The 22,807-nt window shown below is 46.9% G+C and carries 18 protein-coding genes and 1 pseudogene; 17 read left to right on the forward strand and 2 right to left on the reverse strand.

Annotated elements, in window-relative coordinates; all coding sequences use genetic code 11:
- Positions 1 to 203 (forward strand): annotated as a pseudogene (locus AC5JL8_RS27910) (hypothetical protein); the annotation flags it as partial.
- Positions 204 to 337: 134 nt separating this feature from the next.
- On the opposite strand, the gene AC5JL8_RS27915 reads toward AC5JL8_RS27910, so the two are convergent.
- Complete coding sequence (locus tag AC5JL8_RS27915; RefSeq protein ID WP_495882934.1) at positions 338 to 475, reverse strand: hypothetical protein; 138 nt, start codon at positions 473 to 475, stop codon at positions 338 to 340.
- 63 nt (positions 476 to 538) lie between these two features.
- Here AC5JL8_RS27915 and AC5JL8_RS27920 point away from each other — a divergent pair, with 63 nt between their 5' ends.
- Positions 539 to 1,579, forward strand: coding sequence for a transaldolase family protein (locus tag AC5JL8_RS27920; RefSeq protein WP_495882935.1), 1,041 nt, complete (start codon positions 539 to 541; stop codon positions 1,577 to 1,579).
- A gap of 18 nt (positions 1,580 to 1,597) precedes the next feature.
- Here AC5JL8_RS27920 and AC5JL8_RS27925 read toward each other — a convergent pair whose 3' ends face one another.
- Complete coding sequence (locus AC5JL8_RS27925; protein WP_495882936.1) at positions 1,598 to 5,227, reverse strand: WD40 domain-containing protein; 3,630 nt, start codon at positions 5,225 to 5,227, stop codon at positions 1,598 to 1,600.
- Positions 5,228 to 5,661: 434 nt separating this feature from the next.
- On the opposite strand from AC5JL8_RS27925, the gene AC5JL8_RS27930 reads away from it, so the two are divergent.
- The 15 genes from AC5JL8_RS27930 to AC5JL8_RS28000 all read left to right on the forward strand — a co-directional run bounded on the left by AC5JL8_RS27930 (position 5,662) and on the right by AC5JL8_RS28000 (position 22,776).
- The gene (locus AC5JL8_RS27930) at positions 5,662 to 6,099 is read left to right on the forward strand and encodes a cupin domain-containing protein (protein WP_495882937.1); all 438 of its coding nucleotides are present in this window, start codon (positions 5,662 to 5,664) and stop codon (positions 6,097 to 6,099) included.
- 38 nt (positions 6,100 to 6,137) lie between these two features.
- Complete coding sequence (locus AC5JL8_RS27935; RefSeq protein WP_495882938.1) at positions 6,138 to 7,328, forward strand: acyl-CoA dehydrogenase family protein; 1,191 nt, start codon at positions 6,138 to 6,140, stop codon at positions 7,326 to 7,328.
- Between the two features lie 312 nt (positions 7,329 to 7,640).
- Positions 7,641 to 13,640 carry an AAA family ATPase gene (locus tag AC5JL8_RS27940; protein WP_495882939.1) on the forward strand — a complete coding sequence of 2,000 codons (6,000 nt, stop codon included), beginning with the start codon at positions 7,641 to 7,643 and terminating at the stop codon, positions 13,638 to 13,640.
- Positions 13,637 to 14,266 (forward strand): response regulator, encoded by a 630-nt coding sequence (locus tag AC5JL8_RS27945; protein ID WP_495882940.1) that lies wholly within the window; start codon positions 13,637 to 13,639, stop codon positions 14,264 to 14,266. The genes AC5JL8_RS27940 and AC5JL8_RS27945 overlap by 4 nt, the downstream gene beginning before the upstream one ends.
- Positions 14,267 to 14,471: 205 nt before the next feature.
- Complete coding sequence (locus AC5JL8_RS27950; RefSeq protein WP_495882941.1) at positions 14,472 to 15,029, forward strand: DsbA family protein; 558 nt, start codon at positions 14,472 to 14,474, stop codon at positions 15,027 to 15,029.
- Positions 15,030 to 15,128: 99 nt separating this feature from the next.
- Complete coding sequence (locus AC5JL8_RS27955) at positions 15,129 to 15,251, forward strand: hypothetical protein (protein WP_495882942.1); 123 nt, start codon at positions 15,129 to 15,131, stop codon at positions 15,249 to 15,251.
- 48 nt (positions 15,252 to 15,299) lie between these two features.
- On the forward strand, positions 15,300 to 15,767 hold the full coding sequence (locus AC5JL8_RS27960) for a VOC family protein (RefSeq protein ID WP_495882943.1): 468 nt from the start codon (positions 15,300 to 15,302) through the stop codon (positions 15,765 to 15,767).
- 154 nt (positions 15,768 to 15,921) lie between these two features.
- Complete coding sequence (locus AC5JL8_RS27965) at positions 15,922 to 16,860, forward strand: NAD-dependent epimerase/dehydratase family protein (protein ID WP_495882944.1); 939 nt, start codon at positions 15,922 to 15,924, stop codon at positions 16,858 to 16,860.
- A 108-nt stretch (positions 16,861 to 16,968) separates the two neighbouring features.
- Positions 16,969 to 17,253, forward strand: a complete 285-nt coding sequence (locus AC5JL8_RS27970; RefSeq protein WP_495882945.1) for a hypothetical protein — start codon at positions 16,969 to 16,971, stop codon at positions 17,251 to 17,253.
- A 38-nt stretch (positions 17,254 to 17,291) separates the two neighbouring features.
- The gene (locus AC5JL8_RS27975; RefSeq protein WP_495882946.1) at positions 17,292 to 17,804 is read left to right on the forward strand and encodes a DUF2721 domain-containing protein; all 513 of its coding nucleotides are present in this window, start codon (positions 17,292 to 17,294) and stop codon (positions 17,802 to 17,804) included.
- Between the two features lie 299 nt (positions 17,805 to 18,103).
- Positions 18,104 to 18,958: an oxidoreductase gene (locus tag AC5JL8_RS27980; RefSeq protein ID WP_495882947.1), complete on the forward strand. Its 855-nt coding sequence runs from the start codon at positions 18,104 to 18,106 to the stop codon at positions 18,956 to 18,958.
- 59 nt (positions 18,959 to 19,017) lie between these two features.
- On the forward strand, positions 19,018 to 19,728 hold the full coding sequence (locus tag AC5JL8_RS27985) for an SDR family NAD(P)-dependent oxidoreductase (RefSeq protein WP_495882948.1): 711 nt from the start codon (positions 19,018 to 19,020) through the stop codon (positions 19,726 to 19,728).
- 84 nt (positions 19,729 to 19,812) lie between these two features.
- Positions 19,813 to 20,142 (forward strand): NIPSNAP family protein, encoded by a 330-nt coding sequence (locus AC5JL8_RS27990; RefSeq protein WP_495882949.1) that lies wholly within the window; start codon positions 19,813 to 19,815, stop codon positions 20,140 to 20,142.
- A gap of 194 nt (positions 20,143 to 20,336) precedes the next feature.
- Positions 20,337 to 21,416 carry an NAD(P)H-dependent flavin oxidoreductase gene (locus tag AC5JL8_RS27995; protein WP_495882950.1) on the forward strand — a complete coding sequence of 360 codons (1,080 nt, stop codon included), beginning with the start codon at positions 20,337 to 20,339 and terminating at the stop codon, positions 21,414 to 21,416.
- Between the two features lie 73 nt (positions 21,417 to 21,489).
- Entirely contained in the window at positions 21,490 to 22,776 is a 1,287-nt protein-coding gene (locus AC5JL8_RS28000) for a nucleotide disphospho-sugar-binding domain-containing protein (RefSeq protein ID WP_495882951.1), read from the forward strand.
- Positions 22,777 to 22,807 lie beyond the last annotated feature (31 nt).

Below are 22,807 nucleotides of genomic sequence, written 5' to 3' on the forward strand. Positions count from 1 at the left end.
ATGTTAGCGTAAGATGCTCGCTAACTACTCTCCCACACCTTTTTTCGTTCACCCTGCTTCAACTTGCGAATGCTGATACTCCACCGCTACGGTTGCCTCTCGGTACAGATACCCTGCGAGCCATTGCTGAGAAAAACGCTTACGTCGAGCAAGAAACGGCACAATGGCGCACTCTGGCTGAATCTACTGATTATACCGATTAACTTTAAGTTTGATACAGAAATAGGACTTGGCAGGAGGAAAGAATAAAAAACCAATAAGCAAGCGCTCTAAGGCTTGATAAAAACAGTGGGTGTAACATAACGTGCAATACTAAGCGTTTTTACCCCGATGTCGTTTAACCTATGTATAACGACATCACAGAACAATCATCTTCGTGTGCTAACCATCTTTGTACTGTACCTTGATGTTTGCCTAGAATTTTGGCGATCGCACTTAAGTTGGTGCTTAACTCATGGATCTTGCGTGGTGTCATTTGAAGAAAGTTGCCAAACTGGTTTATTGAAGTTTGAATCTTTGAGCATAAGATTTGTCAGCTATGAACCTGTTGCAGTCACTCCGTCACTCTGGACAATCCATTTGGCTTGATGGGTTTGAGCGAAGTTGGGTGAGCAGTGGTCAGCTGCAACAATCCATTGAAGATGATGGGTTAAGGGGTATACGATCAAACTTTGAAGCGTTGAACCTTGCCATCCAGGGACATGCTTACGATCGCGACTTCAACACGCTGGTACAACAAGGGATGAGCCGGAGCGCTCGATCAGATTATGAATATTTGCTTGTGCGAGACCTGCAATTAGCGGCTGATCGGTTGAAACCAGTTCATGCTCATACACAAGGACAAGATGGCTATGTTCAAGTCGATCTGCCACCTGACACGTTATTTGAAGCTGAAACTGCGATCGCTGCCGCTCAAAGAATCTGGCGAACTGTGGGGTGGAGTAATTTGTTACTCAGAATCCCCGCGACTCGATTAATGATGCCAGTGATTGAACAACTACTGAAGGAAGGCATGAACGTGAATGCTACGTTAGTGTTTTCTCTAAACGTATACAACCAAGTTTTTGACCATTATCTCAGAGGATTAGAGAAGCAGATTCAACTAAAAAAGTCCGTAAGTAAGGGCGTTTGCTTTGCCAGTTTTGCCATTTATCGGTTGGATGCGGCGATTAATCCACTAATTGCTCACTCAGAAACATCTTTTGGTATGATGCAATCCAGGCTGCTCTATGAACACTATCAAAGTCAACGCCAGCGATCGCTCCCTCAAGGGGCAAAACCACTGCGGTTGGTTTGGGATTGCACAGATATTCCGCTTGAATCTGCATGGCAATATTTTCAGATAGCAACTCCTGAAACCGTGATGATGCTGGAACCGTCAACGCTCTTAAGGTATCGTAAGGTTTCTCTGCTGCCTACAAGGCTGATTGACGGTGAAAGCGATGAACAAATTATAACAAGCGAAACGGAAACACTTTCGGATGAACAGATTGACCAACTCGTGGACAAGGAAATGGCGCGATCGCTCAACGCCTTTCAACAGTTGCTAGACACCATTGAACACAAGCGAAGGCACTGAATTTGGATGTATGTCGCTTCAATGTTCAATTGCCCCTAACGCTTTAAGAGTCGTTCTTTGAGCCACTGTCAACCCAGTTGCGCCTTGAATGTTCATACCTTCATACAGGCGATTGACCATTAACGTTTCGATACAGCATCCTGTTTGCACGTCCCAAAGCTTGATTGTGCGATCATCGCTTCCACTGAATAGGATTTGACCGTTAGAGCTAAAGACAACTGACCGAACCCAACCGCTATGGTCATCCAGGATATGGAGACAATGCCCCGTTTGCAGATCCCACAGTCGAATCGTTTGATCGTCACCGCCACTTGCTAAAAATCGACCGTTGGGACTGATGGCAACCGTCCAGACGGCTCCTGTATGCCCCTCTAAAACCTTCAGTCCTGCTCCAGTTTGCACATCCCACAATCGAACCGTGTGATCCTGACTGCCGCTTGCCAGCCTGTGACCACCCGAATCAAACCCTAGTGCGAAAATTGTACCTATATGTCCCTGCAAAACCTTCAGACATGCTCCAGTTTGCACATCCCACAAGCGAATGGTGCGATCAAAACTACCACTCGCCAATATTTGACCGCTCTTGTCGAACGCGATCGCGGGAATCCCGTTCTGGTGTCCGCGTAACACATGCAAACAGTGATGTGTTTGCATATCCCAAAGTCGCACGGTGCAATCATAACTACTGCTTGCCAGAATTTGTCTTGTTGGGCTGAACAACACTGTCCACAGGGCCGCATTGTGCGCTGACCATCGTTCAAGGTGTCCAGTTTGAATATTCCATAAAGCGATCAACTCATCGTGTCGATTAATTGCGAGCGTTTGATTGTCGGGACTAAAGCTGACGTTGCTGAATGAGGACGTTTGACGGGTCGGGCTGAGAAACGTTTTGTAAGGGTGATACGATGACGGATTGCCATGTGGTTGCAAATGCCACACGTAAATCATTTCATTCTGACCACTACTGGCGAGTATCTGGTCATCCGAACTGAGGCTCAGGGAATGAATCCCACCCGTATATCCACGTAACGTTTTTAGGTTTCGTCCGCTATATAAATGCCACAGCCGCACCGTTTGGTCTTCTCCTGTACTGACCAACAATTGGCTATCAGCACTAATGGCAAGGCCAAAAACATCGTGGGTATGGCCCTCAAGGACATGAATGGGTTGCCCGTCTTGAATATCCCAAAGGCGTAGCGTACCGTCAAGACTGGCACTGGCTAACCAATGACCATCTGGGCTAAAGGCAATGTTCCAAACCCAATCAGTGTGTCCTTGTAGTACCTTGACACTGGAATTTATGACATGGGGTTTTCGATGTTGATCGTGTGACAGATGAGTGCTCCACAGTCGAATAGATCCATTCCGACAGCCGCTAGCAAGCAGTTGACCATCCGGGCTGTAGCGCACACACTGAACCCCACTGGTATGCTCTTGTAAGACACTCAAACAGTGACCATTGCTCACATCCCAAATGCGAACGGTTGTATCATTACTGCTACTGGCTAAGGTTTGCCCATCCGGCGCGAAATGGACAGAATAAACACTCTGGGTGTGTCCTTTCAAAATATGGAGACACTGCCCTTGCAAATTCCATAGGCGCACCGTTTTATCTTCACTGCCGCTTGCTAACTGCTGACCATCGGCACTAAAACTCACTGAGCGAACGCCACCTTTATGTTCTGTCAGCACCTGCAAGCAGCTTCCACTCTGGACATCCCACAAGCGCACCGAACTATCACTACTGCTGCTGGCTAACGTTTTGCCATCGGGACTAAAGGCAACCGACCAAACCCAACCTTTGTGTCCTGAAAAGGTGGCTAGGAGTTGGGTTGTGCTAATGTTCCACAGATAGATGTTGCCAATGGAATCACCCACAGCAATGGTCTGTCTATCTGGGTTCAGGTCTACCGACATGGCAATACTGAGTGTTTCTGAAAAGATGGACTTGGCGAAAGTGGCATTCTGAAAATTGACTCCGGCTAAATCGACCTGCCGTAAGTCGGCTTGCTGCACCACAAGACCAGAAAAATCCCAGCCGCGTAAGTCCACTTGAAGCTGCACCAGCAGGTTAATCAAGTTGCCTGCGGTGTATCCTGCTTTCTTCCCCTGTTGCGTTAATAAGTGCCTTGCTTGCGCCTCAATCGCCGCCACGCTGCCAAAGCGAGACAGCAACTGTTCTATCACAGGTTGCACAATTAAGCGCGTCTGAATCTCTCGAATGTAATCTTTTGCTTGTACTTGCACTAAGGGATGCGTTTGCCAAACGTTAAGCTTCTGCGTCTCAAATTCGATGCAAATTTGTTGCACGAATCGTTCTGTGATATATTCCATTACCATAGGTTGCAAGAAGAATAACCCATCGTTTTTTTCAATTAGAGATCGCCTTAGTAGTGAGTTGATTAAATTAGGTACACTTTGTTGAGCAGCAGGATCAACCACGTTCTCTCGAATATCTGCAATCGAGACTGGCTCCCGATGAATTGCAAACCAGAACAGTGTTTTCTGTTCTGCTTCGGATAGGCGAGCGAACTGACGCTCTAGCAAATCGCGGATGTCTTCAAAAACAGCCAATCCCTGACTCAGATACGGTAATACTTCTGTAATGCTGCCGTTAAATAAATCACCAATTGCGGCTGCCAACAGTTTCAATGCCAGAGGATTGCCACCGTAGTGGTGGATTAAAGTCTCCCATTCGGCTTCTGAACCTGTAAACGCTCCTTTTTGCCGAAAGATAGCGCGTCCATCAGCAGGGGTTAGTCCACTTAAGGTTAGCGATCGCACTTGCGCCTGTGCGCCTTCCATTAGTACCATTTCCCGTGGCTTTTCTCGACTAGTGAGCAACAAACAGCTTTGGTGGGACGCTTCGCCAATGGCTCTGAGCAATTGTCCGTAACCTTCGTAGCCCGATTGCCATTGTCCTACTGGCTCACGCTGCAAAATGGTCTCAGCATTATCCAGCAGCAGTAAACACCGACGCGATCGCAGATATTGCATCAGTTTAGATATCTGTTGATCTAGCGTGGTAGGAAGAATAGGATCTTCCCCAAAAAGCGGCATGAGAAACTTCAGCAGGCTCGACAGGAGTTCATCTAGTGGTGGTGCATTAGCCAGGGAGCGCCAGACAACAATCTCAAATTCTGCTTGCATTTGCAGCGCAGCTTTGACGGCGATTGTACTTTTGCCAATGCCGCCAATGCCCAATAGTCCGACTATGCGGCAGCGCTCAGATACAATCCACTGCCAAAGTTGTGTCAGTTCTGCCTCACGCCCATAAAACACTGAGGCATCGACTGCCGTATCCCAGTCCTGTTGGGGATTTGTCCATCGGCTCTCTGTCTCTTGGGATGAAGTGGGGGATGTCAAGTCTGCCTGCGTTAATTCCAGCCCAAACGCCCGAAAGAGATATTCCAATGACTGGCGATCAACCCCCAGTTCGCGCTTGAAAATGCGAGCCAGGGTATTTAGGGACAGTCCGGTGCGATCGCTGAGATCCTCATGGCTGAAGCGCTTACCCCAGGTTTCATCGGATTCCGCCTGCTGTTTTGCCGTCTGAAACTTTTGCCACCCTTGAGGCGATAGGATGGCTCCTCGCACTCGAGAAGAAGTGGAGCGACCTCGTCTAGTTTTTGATGAGTTGGAATCCATTAGATCAGCCGATGGTGCAAAGGAATTAGCGAATCTTTTCTTAAGATATCGGGCGTTTTGTTAATTAAGGACTGACGGTAAGTTTCAGCAACACAGATTGCAGGCAAATGATTCCGTTTTGGTTAGAGTATACCAGATTTAATTGCTCCTGGCTTATTTTCTGCGGTCTTCTTCCATCACAGAACAATTAAATCGCGTTTTAACTGGGAGAACTTGAGTGGTGTGTATTGGGCGATCGCTCAATAATGAAGTTCATCGGGGCGGACATTGAGCTTGATCAATCTAAAAAAGAACAAGATGAGTGCTGATTCTATGAATGAATTGGACATCGAATGGATTAGAGGTATCAGTTCAATTCATCCCACCCCTTGGTACACCAAAGCTAAATTCAGTTGAATGCTGAAAATAACTCACGCATTAATCGGAGCAATCTCATGACCCAATCTTTCTGGCTGTTTGGCTCTCGCCTGGATATCATTGCAGACCACACTACAACCGAAGGTAAATACGATCTGATCGAAGGTTATTTTCCACCTGGCTCACAAACTCCTCTCCATCGCCACACACGTTATTCTGAACAACTCTATGTCTTAGAAGGAGAGTTCACAGTTTGGGCAGGTGAAAACAAGGCTGTGCTGAAAGCTGGCGAAACCTTCTTGATTCCTCCTGGTACAGCCCATGCGATCGGTGTTTTGAGCGACAAACCTGCTCGTGGGTTGATGGTTGCTTCTCCTAGTGCCTTTGCACGACTAATTGCAGAGGTAGGAACGCAGAACGAAAACGAAATACCAGATATGGAGTTAGCTCAACGTATTTCTGCTGAAATTGGCGACGAAATTTTGGGATCGCCTGATAATCTACCAAGCAAATGAGGCAGCGAGAAAAATAAAGTTTCCCAGGAGAACTAAATATGATGCAATTATTAGAAACAACAAAACCGCTTAATTTTCTCGCTATTGGTCATCAACTTGCCCAGGAACTTGCCAAAACAGCCGCAGAACGCGATCGCACCGGTGGCAGTCGTCCTATTCATGAGATTGAGCAGTTACGTCAAAGCGGTCTACTCAATCTGGTGATTCCTACAATTTATGGGGGATTAGGAGAAACTTCCTGGGTCAACATCTTTGGGTTGATCCGCGAGTTCGCCAAAGCTGATGGCTCTATCGGTCAGCTGTTTGGCAATCACACCACGATTGTCAGCTCGCTCTCAACCAGCAATCCAACACAAGTAGAACAACTCTACTTAGATACAGTGCAGCACAACTGGTTTTGGGCAAATGCAGCCAATGCGCTTGATCCAAGATTGGTGGCAACTCCGACTAAGCATGGCTGGCAGTTCGATGGCATCAAGCGATTTGCCACTGGAGCAAGCTTATCAGACAGGATGATTGTCAGTGCCTTAAGTGCTGATTCTAAACAGCCAGTAATTGCAGTTGTTCCTAGCGATCGCCCCGGCATTCGCTTTAATGAAGATTGGGACAACATGGGACAACGCCAAACTGACTCAGGTAGCGTCACGTTTGAGCAAGTTTTGGTGACACCAGATGAAATTCTAACTTCTATTTATCCAAGTGACAGCCCGATCGCCACCTTACTCAATGTCTCCAAACAACTCAACCAAGTCAACATTTATCTAGGCATTGTTCAAGGTGCGTTTGCAACTGCACGAGAATACACTACAACTAGAACTCGCCCTTGGATTACATCAGGGGTAGAACAGGCGATTCTAGACCCTTACATCCTGCATCACTATGGTGAATTTTGGATGGAGTTAGAAGCAGCAACCTTACTTACAGATCGAGCAGCCCAAGTACTGCAAGCCGCCATCGAAAAGGGCATTAATTTAACAGCCCAACAAAGAGGAGAAACGGCGATCGCTGTTTACACAGCAAAAGCATTCGTCACCAAAATTGGTTTAGCAATTACAACGCAAATGTTTGATGTGATGGGTGCAAGCGCCACAGCACGGAGTTATGACTTTGATCGCTACTGGCGAAACCTCCGTACAGCAACGCTTCACGATCCTGTGGACTACAAAATTCGGGAAGTCGGCAACTGGGCATTGACAGGCACAATGCCAAATATCACACCTTACTCTTGATGAAATGATCTTTGCTTTTCTGCACAGCGAGTGCTTTTTGCGTTGCGATGAACTTTATCGTACATTCAAGGGTTTAAGACCCCTCCGTCTAAACGTAGCAGATTTTCAGTGGGGGTTTAAATCCCCGACTGAAAATGTCTTTAATGAGCGAATGCGTGAATTTTGAATTGTTAAAACTTTTTTTACCCTTAATAAATTGTTTAATTCCCCCCTTCTCCCCTATCTTGATAAAATTTCAGAAGATGAAAAATGTGATAGCTGGATTGCTGTATAGTTTGAGTTATGCCAGATTATCCTTTCAAGAGTTGCTCTATGATTGCTCTACCTGGTATTGCCATCCAAGACAAAATATACGAAAGTTCTAATTCTCTGGTTTATCGGGGCATTAGAGAGGATGGAGTAGCGATCGTAGTAAAAATACTCAAGCAAGATTATCCCTCACCTCAAGAACTAACCCGCTACAGACAGGAATATAAAATTACCCGTTCCCTGAATCTGGAAGGAGTTGTCAAGGCATACAGCCAGCAGGATTATCAACGTACTCTGGTGATTCTCTTAGAAGATTTTGGGGGAGAGTCCCTAGAAAAATGGATGCACAAGCGCCCAGATATCTTCTGTCCTATGCCTTTATCGACTTTTCTTGATTTGGCGATCGCCCTTTGCGACATTCTAGGCAGAATCCATGCAGCCAATGTCATTCATAAAGATATCAACCCTGGAAACATCGTCCTCAATCTGCATACTGGCGTTGTCAAAATTATTGACTTTGGGATTGCCACCCAATTTAACCGCACGAATCCGACTTTTAAAAGTCCCCATGTGTTAGAAGGCACGCTTGCCTATTTGTCGCCAGAGCAAACCGGGCGGATGAACCGGATGCTCGACTATCGCACCGATTTATACTCCCTTGGCGTGACGTTCTACGAACTGCTCACTGGACGGTTGCCGTTTCCCACAACAGACATCCTTGAGCTAGTCCATTGTCATATTGCTAAACAGCCACTTCCACCTCACGAACTGAATGCAGCGATCCCTAAAGCCGTTTCCGATATCGTTTTGAAATTGATGGCGAAAAACGCAGAGGATCGTTATCAGAGTGCCTGGGGGATCAAAGCAGATTTAGAAATCGGTCTACACCAGTTTGTACAAACCGATAAAATCGATGGCATTCAACTGGGTATTCAAGACGTTTCGGATCGGTTTCAAATTCCTCAAAAATTGTATGGACGCGAAGCAGAGATTGAAGCATTATTGGCGGCGTTTGACAGAGTAGCACAAACGCGGAATGAAGAATTGAGAGTGAAGAATCAAGAAAATTCTCAATTCCAAGTCGAGATGATGTTGGTATCTGGCTACGCTGGGGTTGGCAAATCTGCGTTAGTACAAGAACTCTACAAGCCCATCACTGCAAAACGCGGCTATTTTGTCTCAGGTAAGTTTGACCAATTTGGGCGCAATATTCCCTACAGCGCGATCGCTCATGCCCTGCAAAAATTGGTACAACAATTGCTCGGTGAACCAGCCGAGCAATTGCAACAATGGCGATCGCGCTTGCTAACGGCTTTGGGAACCAACGGACAAATTATCATTGATATCATCCCGGAAGTTGAATTAATTATCGGCAAGCAGCCGCCTGTATCAGAAGTTGGAGCAACTGAAGCTCAAAATCGCTTCAATCTAATTTTTCAGAAGTTTGTGCGGGTGTTTTGTTCAGAGTCACACCCGCTTGTGATTTTTTTAGATGATTTGCAATGGATAGACTCAGCAACGCTGAAGTTAATCGAGCTGATGTTGCTTGATGAACAAACCCAATTCCTATTTTTAATTGGAGCCTATCGAGATAATGAGGTAAATCCAACTCATCCGTTGATGTTAACGCTAGAAAGAATGCGAAAACAAGGGGCAGTGCTTCAGGAAATAATCCTAACACCATTAACGCTTGAGCCACTGAGTCAATTAATTGCCGAGACGCTACATCAGAATGCAGACACCGTTCGTTCCTTAGCTGGGTTAGTACTGCGTAAAACCGCGGGCAATCCTTTCTTTGTCGGTGAATTTTTGAGAATGCTGCATAGCGAAAATCTGCTGACCTTTGATACTGAACACTTATGCTGGCAATGGAACATTGCTGATATTCAAGCCCAGGAAATTACTAATAATGTGGTGGAGTTGCTACTTATCCAGTTAGATAAATTACCAGAAAACACACAGCAAATTCTCCAGTTAGCAGCTTGTATCGGTGCTGAATTTAATTTAAATACATTAGCGATCGTTTGCGAACAATCTCCTAACGCAATTTCTCTAGATTTACTAGTAGCCATTCAAGCTGGATTAATTCAACCTATATCTGAATTAGATGAAAACCTATTAGTTCAAGAATATAAGTTTTTGCACGATCGCGTACAGCAAGCTGCTTATGCTCTAATCGATGAATCGCAAAAACTTGGGGTACATCTGCAAATCGGTCGCAATTTACTCCAAAAGACTTCGCCAGAGCAGCGAGCAGAGCGGTTGTTTGAAATCGTTGACCATCTAAATTATGGAAGCGAGTTAATCACTGAGCAACCTGAACGGAATGAGATTGCCAAACTGAATTTGCAAGCAGGTCAGAAAGCAGTAGCAGCAACGGCTTATGAAGCAGCTTTCAAGTATTTCAATACAGGTCTTAAACTCCTTGATGTGGAAAGTTGGCAGCATGAGTATGACCTAACTTTGGCGTTGCATTCAGAGGCAACAGAGGCAGCATACCTCAGTGGTCACTTTGATGAAATGGAGCGGCTTGTAGAAGAAGTGCTCAACCGTGCGAAGACAGTGCTTGATAAAGTGAAAGCTTACGATAGCAGAATTCAAGCATGGCTGGCGCGAAACCCTAAAGAAGCACTAAAAGCTGGTTTGGAAGTGCTGCAACTCTTGGGAATTAGTTTAGTAGAAGCCCCAAGTCAGTTAGACGTTCAAGCAGGATTAGCGGAAACAGCTTCACGATTGGCTGGGCAAGAAATCGAAAATTTGATTGATCTGCCAGAGATGACTGAAACTGTGCCACTGGCAGCAATCTACATTTTAGTCAGCACAGTGGGAGCGGCTTTTAATGTGTCACCCCCTCTGATGGTGCTGATTGTCTGCAAGATGGTGAATTTATCGATCGCTCATGGAAACGCTATCTGGTCGCTTCTCGGTTATGCTGCCTATGGCATGATGCTATGTGGAGTTGTACAAGACCTTGAACTAGGCTATCAATTTGGCAAACTATCCTTAAATTTAGCGAAAAGATTAAATAACAAGAGAGGTAACTGCAAAGCATTGCTGATGGTGAATTTCCATATCATTCACTGGAAAGCCCACCTGAAAGAGACGTTCCCCGCTTTAGCGGATGCTTATCAAAGCGGAATAGAAAGTGGAGAGTTTGAATTTGCAGGTTATTGTGCATTTAGCCTATGTTATTGCCCCTTTTTTGCAGGACAAGAACTGACAGAACTGGAACAACAAACAGCGATTTATCGTAAAGCCACCAGTCAAATTAGACGAGAGACTGTTTCCACTTGGCTGGCAATGTTGCAGCAAACGATCCTTAACCTGCGAGGTCAATCTGAAAATCCAAGTCGCTTAGTGGGTTGTCTCTATGACGAAGAGCAGGCATTATCACAGGCGATCGCTGTCAAGGATGGAACTAGCCTTCACTACTTTTACTTAAATAAGCTGATTTTATGTTATCTGTTCGGGGATTATGAGCAAGCTGCAAAAACGGCTACTTTGTCAGAACAATATTTAAGCGCAGCCACGGCATTAGTCTCTGTACCTCCATTTCATTTCTATGACTCCCTCATATTTTTGAGCTTGTTTGCAGATGCTTCAAACTCTGAAAAAGAAACTTGGTTGAATCGCGTTAACGCCAACCAAGAGAAGATGCAGAAATGGGCAAACCACGCCCCCATGAATTTTTTGCATAAATTTCAGTTAGTTGAGGCAGAGAAAGCACGAGTTTTGGGTCAGTTTTTTGAAGCAGAGGAGTTTTACGAACAAGCAATTCAAGGTGCTAAACAAAACGAGTACCTTCAAGAAGAAGCCTTAGGCTATGAGTTAGCTGCCAAACATTACTTGGCTCGTGGTCGAGAAAGGTTTGCTCAACTTTATATGAAGGAAGCCCATTACTGCTATGAGCGGTGGGGAGCAACCGCAAAAGCCAAAGATTTAGAGACTCGCTATCCACAATTTTTTCCTCAGTCACTAAATGTGTCTCCCACACCAGTTCACACCACTGCTGGAACTACTTCTAACACCTCACATATTGCTTTCGACTTAGCAACAGTGATCAGAGCATTCCAAGCCATCTCTCGCGAAATTGAACTGGATCAGTTACTCAATTCTTTGATGCAGATATTAATTGAAAATGCGGGCGCACAAACTGGGTGCTTGATTTTGGAAAACGCAGGAGAATGGGCGATTGAGGCTGCTTGTGAACTGGCTGATGGGGCAAATGTTTGTACTACACAAGTACTGCAATCGATTACAGTGGTAAATCGCTTACCCGAATCCATCATTCATTATGTGATTCGGACTCATGAATCTATCATCTTAAATGATGCAACTCGTGAAGGTAATTTCATCAATGAGCCATATATTCAGCAGAACCAAACGAAATCACTTCTTTGTTTGCCTCTGTTGAATCAAAGTAAACTTGTTGGTGTGCTGTATCTGGAAAATCGATTAGTAACTGGGGCATTCACAGCAGAGCGCTCCCAACTTCTAAATCTACTATCTACTCAAGCAGCAATTGCGATCGAAAATGCCAAACTCTATTCAAAGCTACGCACTAGCGAAAGTCAGATGGCTCAATTTCTAGAAGCGGTTCCGGTAGGAATTGGAATAGTGGATGCGACTGGTCGCCCCTACTACGCTAATCAACGGGGAATTCAGTTAATGGGTAGAGCGATTGATCCTTCCGTAGCACTTAATCAAATCGCTGAGGTTTATCAGTTTTATGTGACCGGAACGAATCAAATCTATCCAACAGAGAGACTGCCAGCCATCCGGGCGTTAAGCGGCGAACGTACCAAGATTGATGATATAGATATCCGGCAGAACAATGCAACCATTCCAATTGAGGTATGGGGCACTCCTGTCTTTGATGAACAGGGCAATGTAGTTTATGGAATCGTTGCTTTTCAAGATATTACCGAACGCAAGAAAGCTGAGCAACTACTTGCTGATTACAATCGCACCTTAGAGCAACAGGTTGCTGAACGAACTGTGCTGCTCTCTGAGGAGATTGAAGAGCGCCAGCGAATTGAGACTGCCCTACGACAGAGTGAAGAACAACGCAGGTTGACAATGGACTTCACCCACATTGGCAGTTGGAACTGGAATATTATTGAGAACACAGTGGATTGGAACGACAATCATGCGCGATTGCTGGGATTAGTCCCCAGTGAAGTTGAGAGCAGTTATCAGGCATGGCGAGATCGCGTTCATCCAGAAGATATCGATTGGGTTGAGCAAGCCGTTGAAACAGCCCTAGAAACCCATACCGATTTTGAAGCGGAATATCGAGTGATTCATCCAGATGGCAGTATTCGTTGGTTAGTTGGCAGAGGTCGAGGCATTTACAACACAACCGGACAGCCTGTGCAAATGTTAGGAGTAATTCTTGACATTAGTGACCGCAAACGTGCTGAGGAAGCTTCTATTTTAGAAGAACGCAACCGTATGGCACGAGAAATTCACGATACGTTAGCGCAGGCTTTTACAGGCGTTTTGCTTCATGTAGGCTCTGTAACACAAATGCTGGTAGATGATTCGGGATCTGCACAGATATATCTGGAAAGGCTGGAAAAGATTGATGAATTAGCTCGAACTGGACTTGCTGAAGCTCGTCGCTCAGTGGTAGCGCTCCGTCCCCAGTTGTTAGAAGAGAATACTTTACAGAATGCTCTACATCGCCTTGTAACTCAAATGCGGTCAACTACCAAGACCACTTTAATCTACGAAAGCAAGGGTATAATTTACTCTCTTCCAACTGAAGTAGAAAATCACTTACTACGGATTGGACAGGAAGCTTTAACAAACGCCATCAAGTACGCCAATGCTAGTAGAATTCTGGTTGAGCTAGTGTATAACGATGCTCAATGTCTTCTGCGCATTAAAGATGATGGACAAGGCTTTGGGGTTGGGAGCCTTTCATCACTTGTTGGCTTTGGTTTGTTGGGAATGAGCGAGCGAGCAGAACGGATTGGCGCACATCTAACAATTCAAAGCCAGCCTGGGCAAGGAACAGAAATTATTGTCACTGTCAATCGGGAGCGAGAATCACCATGAGTCAATCCACTAAAATTCGGGTTCTGATTGTTGACGATCACTCCCTCGTTACAGAAGGATTGGCAAACATCATTAACTATGATCCAGAAATGACAGTGGTTGCTCAAGCAGAGGACGGACAACAGGCGATCGACCGTTATCGTGAACATCAGCCTGATGTCACTCTCATGGATTTACGAATGCCGAAAATGGCAGGGGTTGAAGCCATTACTGCGATTTGTGCCGAATTTAAGTCAGCGCGAATTATTGTGCTAACAACCTATGATGGCGATGAAGATATTTATCGAGGATTGCGAGCAGGCGCTCAGGGCTATCTGCTTAAAGATGCAAAACCAAATGAACTTTTGAATGCGATTCGCATCGTTCATAATGGTCAGCAGTATGTTTCTCCGACCGTGGGAAGAAAATTGGTAGAACGGATGAACAACCCTGTACTCAGTGAACGAGAGTTAGAAGTGCTCCGTTTAATGGCGCAGGGATTGAGTAACCAAGACATTGGAACTGCTCTAAATATTGGTGAAAGCACTGTGAAATCGCACGTGACTCGTATTTTAAGCAAGCTGGGAGTTAGCGATCGCATCCAAGCCGTCATTGTTGCTGTTAAACGTGGGCTTGTTAGTTTATAGGCTTCACGTTAGTTGAGGCTTGGATTCCGACTTTAGTCGGAGTCAAGCTACTGCTTTTGATGGATTACTTCGTCCATCCTTATGTTGTGCAAAATTATGGACTTTCAGGGGATGACATGTAGGAGTCAATTACCTATATTTAGTTCATGCAAACGCTAACAGCAATTTAGTTGCAGGGTTTAAGTTTGCTTGACAGGTCTGAAAGATGGCTGACGATCGCGAGCATCATTCCTTGTTTGTCCCGCCTTTAATTCAAGATCACATTCAAGGTGTGCTAAGTGCCAATGTTGTACTTATCATGTATGGAGATTATGAATGTTTTCAAAGTGCAAACGCCTATCGGTTGATTAAAGCCGCTCAACAGCAGTTAAGTCTTTCTTTCGCAAAGAAGGATGTATGTTTTATCTTTCGTCATTTTCCCCAGAAACAGATTCATCCTCATGCTCAACGGGCAGCAGAAGCAGCGGAAGCAGCAGCAATGCAAGGTCAATTTTGGCAGATGCATGAGATGCTCTTTATCCATCAACAAGCGTTAGAGAACGGATACCTTGTGGAATATGCGAATCGTCTGGGACTTGACATTCCTCGATTTTTGCAAGACTTATCCAAAGGAGTTTATGTCGATCGCATCATTGCAGACATTCAAGGTGGATATCGAAGTGGGGTAAAAGCTGCACCAGCTTTGTTTGTTAATGAGATTCGTTATCGCGAGCGTTGGACTATTGAGCAATTGATAGTAACCATTGTGGCGGCAATTAACTAACGTTCTTGATGTTTATCCCAACAAAGGTTTTCCTACTGCTTTCTTCCAATGCCGAACGATTAAATCACGTTTTAACTGGGAGAACTTGAGTAGTCTAAATTGAGCGATGGTCGGATTGCGCTCGACTCACTTCGTGAGTCCCTCCAATCGAAGATTGGAGGTAGCCCAAACGAAGTTTGGGCTGGAGCGCCCGACCCGCCAAAGGCGATCGCCCAAGAATAAAAAGTAACCAATCTGAATATCAAACCCACCAACCTAAAGGAGAACAAAATGACCAGCAATCAAGTAACCAGTCAAACCATGAAACTCGAACTTGTGGTATTACCCGTTGCCGATGTCGATCGATCCAAGGACTTCTATAAAACGTTGGGATGGCGGCTGGATGCCGACTTTGTCACCGATGAAAACTTCCGGGTGGTGCAATTGACTCCTCCTGGATCGGAAGCCTCGATCATTTTCGGTAAAGGAATTTCGTCAGCCGCACCGGGTTCAGTTCAAGGTCTGTACCTCATCGTTTACGACATTGAAGCAGCCCGCGCCGAACTGGTTGATCGGGGGGTCGAGGTGAGTGAGATATTCCACGACATCGGCGGGATCTTCCCCCATGCCGGAACCGAGGGACGGCTACCAGGCCCCGATCCGGAACGTCGCGACTATGCCTCCTATGCCTCGTTCAGCGATCCAGACGGCAACGGTTGGGTGCTTCAAGAGATCAGGGTGCGGAAGCCCGGACGGTAACAGGACATCGATTGCTTAAGGACAGAAACGAAGTTCACGACAGAGATTATGACAGGGAAATGGGTGGAGAAGTAGAGGAGCTAGTATTATCCCCTCCTCCTCTATCAACGCAATGTAGTGCCGTACTAGCCAACAAGTTTTGGAGGAGTCACAAATGAAGATTTTTGTTGCCGGAGCAACAGGAGCGATCGGTCGCCCGCTACTCGACCAATTACTTGCTAGAGGACACAACGTAGTAGCGATGACCCGCTCTCCAGAAAGAGCACAGTCATTAGCGGCACAGGGAATCGAACCTGCGATCGCAGATGTATTCGACGCAGATGCAGTTAAAGCAGCGATCGCCCACGCTCAACCGGAAGTCGTGATTGAACAACTCACCGCTCTACCCAAAACTTACACTCGCGAATCCATGAATGCGACAGAGGCTCTAAATATGCAGATTCGGTCGGAAGGCGGTGGCAATGTGCTGGCGGCAGCAAAGGCAGCAGGGGTGCGCCGTTTCCTGAAACAGTCGATGGCTTTCTGGGGAATCCCTGGTGCTGGATTGGCAGATGAGGAAACACCGTTATCAGTTGATGCTTCTCCCGCCGTTGCCACAGATGCTCGCCTCGTCATTGAGACTGAACGTCGGTTACTCCAAACGCCTGATCTGGAAGGAATCGCTTTACGCTATGGTTTCTTCTACGGCCCCGGCACTTGGTTCAACCCGGATGGTGATGTAGCGCAACAGGTGCGGCAGCAACAATTTCCCATTGTGGGCAATGGTGATGGTATCTGGTCGTGGATACATATTGAGGACGCAGCGATCGCCACCGTTGCAGCAGTAGAGCAGGGTAATCCAGGGGTTTATCTGATTGTTGATGATCAGCCTTTAGCAGTGCGCGACTGGCTCCCTGCGTTTGCGCGCTCGCTGAATGCTCCCCCACCGCCACGAGTATCGGTTGAGGATGCTTTGAAAATGGAGGGTGGTGCAGACATTGTTTACTACCAAATTCAGATGCGAGGTGCATCGAATGCCAAAGCCAAACGCGAACTGAATTTTCAGCCCCGACCTTTGGAATGGGTGGTTGACACCACCGTGGCTCTTAGTTAAAAGTCAAACTGCCACCTGCCTGAGCAGCAAGGTTTCATCGCAAATTGTCTGCCTCTGGGTATGAAAAAGTTTCACCAGTAATTTCAACAATATTGGAGAACAAACATTATGACTCAAGTAGCGAATCCAGCCGATCCAACTCCTCCAACCCTGGAAGGAAAACTAGCTCTATTACGGAAATTAAGAGATGAATTGGGCAGTGGTGATACCATTCGTCGTCTCTTTTTTGGCGACCTGGAACCAATTGGTCTTCAACCCGGAGGAGCGAATACCGTGGTTCATCTTTACAACAAAGCCAATGATGTCACGATCGCCTATTGTACTTCCTACGATGTCTTTCTGGCTGCCCGTCCGGGAAGAGTCACCGAATTTGACCCCGCCGAAATCAAATAGAGATATGGTTAACGCCTTATCTAAGGGAGCGTGGCATTATGTCGTCAATTGAGGAAGTGACAAAGACAATTGACCTGATCATTGCGCCTGTCGTCACGATTACGACTTGTGCCATCGTGGTAAATGGCTTGATTATCCGGTACGGTTCCCTCGGCGATCGCCTACGTACCGTCAACCAAGAACTGAGCGACTTGCAGGAGTCCGATCTGGCTCACAATCGGGACAAAGCTCAGAGGGTACAAGAACTTGAATCCCTGCTAAGGGATCTTTTGAGGCGCCATCATTTCGTGCATGATGCCCTAGTTCTTACTTATACTTCCATCCTAGTCTTTATGCTAGATATGCTGGTCATTGCCATAGCAGTCGCCACTAATATCAGTTGGCTATCACAAATGGCACTGATAGTCTTTCTTGGTGGAGTTGCCGTTTTATTTGGGGGAATGGTTTTGATTGCCTACGAGCTTCGCACATCTCACTATTCTATTCAATTAGAGGTGCATCGTACTTGTCGCCTGTGCCGCCACCAACACACCAAACTGGCAGGAAATTGAGCTAGGAGCAAAATATTCGCAAAGACCTACGCATTCAATCGAGGGTAAGTTCTCGTGTTTTCACAACTCACTGCGGATGGCTCAAAACTCAACAACCCTGTTCTTTAAATTATCAGGGCAACTCGCGCATTGGTTCGACCCGTTTCAAGGACTGGCTCAGTTCCTGGTAATTTCCGCCAACCCGAATAATTAAGTCGCGTTTTAACTCAACTAACTTGAGTGGTCTAAATTAAGCGATCGCAGAACAATGAAGTTAATCGAGGTGGGCAGCAAGCTTCACCAATCTAAAGGAGAACAAGATGAAAACGCAGAAAGTATGGTTTATTACCGGAGCCTCCAGAGGCTTTGGGTTAGAAATTGCCAGAGCAGCCCTAGCAGCAGGCGACCAAGTAGTAGCAACGGTTCGCCAAGAGCCTGCACAACTCACCGCTACCCTGGACAACCACCCAGATCTGTACGTTGTGCAGATGGATGTCACCCAGGAAAATCAGGTACAAGCGGCTGTCACGCAAGGCATTGCCCGTTTCGGTCGGCTCGATGTCTTAGTCAATAATGCCGGGTTTGGCATGGTCGGTGCGATCGAAGAAATCACGGATGCCGAAGTTCGCAAACAGTATGACACCAACGTATTTGGTTTACTCAACGTCACTCGTGCCGTGTTGCCCTACCTGCGCCAGCAAAAGTCCGGGCGGGTGATCAATATCTCGTCTTTGTTTGGCTACGATGCAATTCCAGGCTGGGGATTATATGGATCTACTAAGTTTGCAGTCGAAGGTCTGTCGAAAGGGTTAGCGGTCGAACTGGCACCGCTCGGCATCCACGTCACAGTAGTGGCTCCCGGTCTTTTTAGTACCGACTTTCTAAGCACTGAATCATATACCGCCGCTAAAACCATCATCGCCGATTACCAGGCAACAGTAGGGCCGATGCGGAGTGGAGCCGATGCGCTACACGGGAACCAGCCCGGCGATCCGAAAAAATTTGCCCAGGTGATTCTTCAATTAGCCAATACAGAACATCCGCCAGTGCATTTGCCTGTTGGCAAGGACACAATCGCAATGTACCAGAACAACACCGCGAAAATGGCACAGGAAATCGAAGCATGGTTGCCAGTCGCTACCAGTACCGACCATGACCAACGCATCGCAGCTTAGACCATTGCCTGACTTGTAAAATTCATACATTCATACAGTATTTCCAAAGGAGTTTTATCATGGCTACTGAACAGAAAGTCGCTATTATTACCGGTGCATCGCAGGGCATCGGCGCAGCTCTTGTTAAGGCGTACCGCGATCGCAACTACCGGGTCATTGCAACCTCGCGCTCAATTGAGCCATCGAATGATGATGCAATTCTCACAGTGCCAGGTGACATCGCGGATCGAAAAACTGCTGAGTTTGTAGTCTCCAAAGGTATGTCCCACTTCGATCGCATCGACACCCTCATCAACAACGCTGGTATCTTCATCGCCAAGCCGTTCACCGAGTACACCGAGGCTGACTACGAGGTATATTTGGGTACTAACGTGACTGGCTTCTTTCACATGACGCAACTCGCGATCGCCCAGATGGAGAAGCAGGGCAGTGGTCATGTTGTGCAGATTTCGACGAGCCTGGTTGACAACCCGATCGCTGGCGTACCCTCTGTACTCGCGTCGCTGACAAAGGGCGGACTAAATGCTGCAACTAAATCGCTGGCGATCGAGTATGCCAAGCGCGGTATCCGGGTGAATGCCGTTGCGCTGGGTACCATCAAGACACCAATGCATCCCCCTGAGACCCATGCACAACTCGATGCCCTGCACCCGATCGGCCATATGGGCGAGATATCCGATGTCGTCGATGCGGTTCTTTACCTCGAATCAGCCAACTTTGTGACGGGCGAAATCCTTCACGTCGATGGTGGTCAGAGTGCGGGGCATTGATCCCGCCTTGCGCCCAGGAAATGACTCTGACCCTCCCACACAAGATTGCGTGATCGCACACCCTTCTGACAAAGGAACACAGGCATGATTTACGAATTACGCATTTATCACGCCATGCCCGGACGACTACCCGCGCTGCTCGCGCGTTTCGAGAACCACACGCTGCGGATTTGGGAGAAGCATGGCATCCGCCAGGCTGGATTCTGGACAACGCTAATTGGCGAGAGCGAGAGTAACCAGCTCACCTACCTGCTGGCCTGGGACAGCCTAGCTGAACGTGAGGAGTACTGGAGTGCATTCCTCGCCGATCCTGAATGGATCGCGACTAAGGCCGAAACTGAGAAGGACGGCCCACTTGTGCAGAACATCCGCAACGAGTTGCTGGCACCGACCGCCTTTTCCTCGGTGAAATGAGCGGTGGGGTGAGTTACGGAACTTGATTGACTACTTCGACGACCTCAGTACAAGTTGCGGTAATCGAGCGAAGTCGAGATTCACCAACCAGGGAGCAGAGGGGAAGGTTTGAGTCTTTTATTCACAATTTCAATAGTGCAATTTGTAGGCGTAATAGCCTATCTTGCTTCTATTAGCAAGCGTGGGAGATATTTATGTGGCCTAAAACAGAACTGATAGATTTGCTCAAGATCATGCATCCGATAATTCAGGCTCCGATGGTTGGTGCTTCCACACCTGAGTTAGTTGCGGCTGTTTCTAATGCAGGAGGCCTTGGCTCGTATGGTGGTGCGGCCACCCCACCAGCCAAACTTCGCTCCGTTATCAGGCAAATTCGAGAGCTGACAGACCAACCCTTTGGAGTTAATTTGTTTGCACCAGCAGTTGAAGCGTATCAACTTACGCCTGAGCAGCAAGCAGCAATGTCCGAGTTATTAACAATATGGCATAACGAACTTGATGCAGGGCCTGTTCCCGAACCAATATCAATACTAGGGCCATTCCAGGAGCAATTTACTGTCCTGCTTGAGGAGAAAGTACCTGTTTTTAGTTTCCACTTTGGGCCTGCGCCAATTGAGGCAATTCGGGAGATACACGCTATAGGCTCAGTTGTATTAGCAACCGCGACGACCGTCGGTGAAGCAAAAGCTCTCGTCGAAGCAGGAGTGGATGTCATCATCGCCCAGGGCTTTGAAGCCGGAGGTCATCGTGGTACTTTTGCTGTGCCTTATGAACACGGATTGATTGGAACAGCAGCGTTAGTGCCGCAAATAGCTGATGCGGTATCGGTTCCGGTCGTTGCGGCGGGCGGAATCATGGACGCTCGTGGAATTGTTGCTGCATTTGCACTTGGGGCAAGCGGGGTACAGATGGGAACCGCCTTTCTCGCTTGCCCTGAGAACAATATCCCAGAAGTTTATCGGCAGGCGGTACTCAAGTCTAAGGACGAAGACACGGCGATTACTGAAGTATTTTCCGGCAAACCCGCAAGAGCAATCCGAAATAGATTTATCCGTGAAATGGAAAATAACAGGGATAAGGTGCTACCCTTCCCGGCTCAGATATCTATAGGACGGGTTTTGTATCAGACTTCTGCTCAACAATCAAATCCAGATTTTGTCAGTATGTGGGCAGGGCAGGGAGCAGCATTAACCGAAGCTCTCCCGGCAGGTGAGCTGATCGAAAAGATGATAAAAGAATTTATTGCCGTAACTGCTTCTTTACAACTCAAGTAAAAAGTTAAGAGTTCAAACCAAACTCTATCTCTGAATAACCGCTTGCAAATGAAGACAACTGGTTTAAAGCTATATGACTCATTTTGCTATTATCTGTCCGGCGGTAACGGGTCACCTCAACCCAATGTTTGCATTAGGCCGTGAACTGCAACGGCGTGGTCATCGCATCACCTTTATCGGAGTTCTCGATGCCCAAGCTATGACACTAGCAGCAGGATTGGAATTTCGGGCAATCGCCGAATCTGAGTATCCTTTGGGGGCAATACCAAGATTGATTGCACAACTGGGGGAACTGAGCGGACTTGCCGCATTACGTTACGCCTTTCGTCATTTTCAGCAACAGTTGAATGCTGCATTACTTCGGGATGCCCCATCAGTGATTAAGGAGGCTGGTGTAGAAGCAATACTGGTAGATCAAGTCATACCAGTGAGAGGGACTCTTGCAGAATTTCTGAACATACCGTGGATTGAGGTATGCAATGCTTTGATCGATAATCCAGACGACACCATCCCACCTTTTTTTACAACCTGGAGCTATAACCCAGCCTGGTGGGCGCGTTTACGCAATCGAGCGACTAACCTTGTATTTAGTCGCATCGTAGAACCGATCGAGGAAGTGAATGAACAGTATCGCCGACAGTGGAAGTTACCTCTGCACTCTAGCAGTAACGAGCGATTTTCCCCACTGGCGACTATCAGTCAACAGCCTGCTGAGTTTGAATTCCCGCGCCAAACCTTGCCCGATTACTTCCATTTCACAGGGCCGTACCATGACTCAAGCGGGCGGGGACCTGTCGAATTTCCCTATGAAAAGTTGACTGGGCAACCGCTAATTTACGCTTCTATGGGAACCCTGCAAAATCGTCAGCAAAAAGTTTTCCAGTCTATCGCAGAGGCATGTGTTGGGTTAGATGCTCAGTTGGTGATTTCTCTGGGAGGTTCCAGTAGCCCAGAATCCTTGCAAGGGCTGCCGGGAAATCCCTTGGTTGTCGGCTATGCACCTCAACTAGATCTGCTCGAAAAAGCAACGCTTACCATCACTCATGCAGGCATGAATACCGCTCTAGAATGCCTAACTAATGGGGTGCCGATGGTAGCGATTCCCATTGCCAATGACCAACTTGGAATTGCAGCACGTATCTCTTGGACAGGAGCAGGAGAATTCGTTCCCCTATCGCGTTTGAGTGTTCCTAGTCTGCGAAGTGCCATACAACGGGTGCTGACCCAAGAGTCTTACAAACAGAATGCAATTAGGCTACAAAAAGCCATTCGCCAAGCTGGTGGGGTTAATCGAGCCGCTGATATTATCGAACAGGCTGTATCCATAGGGAAGCCTATCTTGGCTCAAGCACGATCATAAACAAATTCTTCTACGTTAGGGTTAAGTCAAC

The organism is Mojavia sp. (assembly GCF_059505145.1).

Bases quoted from the DNA above. Each gene is read 5' to 3' on its own strand.
- AC5JL8_RS27915 (WP_495882934.1), bottom strand. From the start codon at position 475: ATGACACCACGCAAGATCCATGAGTTAAGCACCAACTTAAGTGCGATC.
- AC5JL8_RS27920 (WP_495882935.1), top strand. From the start codon at position 539: ATGAACCTGTTGCAGTCACTCCGTCACTCTGGACAATCCATTTGGCTT.
- AC5JL8_RS27925 (WP_495882936.1), bottom strand. From the start codon at position 5,227: ATGGATTCCAACTCATCAAAAACTAGACGAGGTCGCTCCACTTCTTCT.
- AC5JL8_RS27930 (WP_495882937.1), top strand. From the start codon at position 5,662: ATGACCCAATCTTTCTGGCTGTTTGGCTCTCGCCTGGATATCATTGCA.
- AC5JL8_RS27935 (WP_495882938.1), top strand. From the start codon at position 6,138: ATGATGCAATTATTAGAAACAACAAAACCGCTTAATTTTCTCGCTATT.
- AC5JL8_RS27940 (WP_495882939.1), top strand. From the start codon at position 7,641: ATGATTGCTCTACCTGGTATTGCCATCCAAGACAAAATATACGAAAGT.
- AC5JL8_RS27945 (WP_495882940.1), top strand. From the start codon at position 13,637: ATGAGTCAATCCACTAAAATTCGGGTTCTGATTGTTGACGATCACTCC.
- AC5JL8_RS27950 (WP_495882941.1), top strand. From the start codon at position 14,472: ATGGCTGACGATCGCGAGCATCATTCCTTGTTTGTCCCGCCTTTAATT.
- AC5JL8_RS27960 (WP_495882943.1), top strand. From the start codon at position 15,300: ATGACCAGCAATCAAGTAACCAGTCAAACCATGAAACTCGAACTTGTG.
- AC5JL8_RS27965 (WP_495882944.1), top strand. From the start codon at position 15,922: ATGAAGATTTTTGTTGCCGGAGCAACAGGAGCGATCGGTCGCCCGCTA.
- AC5JL8_RS27970 (WP_495882945.1), top strand. From the start codon at position 16,969: ATGACTCAAGTAGCGAATCCAGCCGATCCAACTCCTCCAACCCTGGAA.
- AC5JL8_RS27975 (WP_495882946.1), top strand. From the start codon at position 17,292: ATGTCGTCAATTGAGGAAGTGACAAAGACAATTGACCTGATCATTGCG.
- AC5JL8_RS27980 (WP_495882947.1), top strand. From the start codon at position 18,104: ATGAAAACGCAGAAAGTATGGTTTATTACCGGAGCCTCCAGAGGCTTT.
- AC5JL8_RS27985 (WP_495882948.1), top strand. From the start codon at position 19,018: ATGGCTACTGAACAGAAAGTCGCTATTATTACCGGTGCATCGCAGGGC.
- AC5JL8_RS27990 (WP_495882949.1), top strand. From the start codon at position 19,813: ATGATTTACGAATTACGCATTTATCACGCCATGCCCGGACGACTACCC.
- AC5JL8_RS27995 (WP_495882950.1), top strand. From the start codon at position 20,337: ATGTGGCCTAAAACAGAACTGATAGATTTGCTCAAGATCATGCATCCG.
- AC5JL8_RS28000 (WP_495882951.1), top strand. From the start codon at position 21,490: ATGACTCATTTTGCTATTATCTGTCCGGCGGTAACGGGTCACCTCAAC.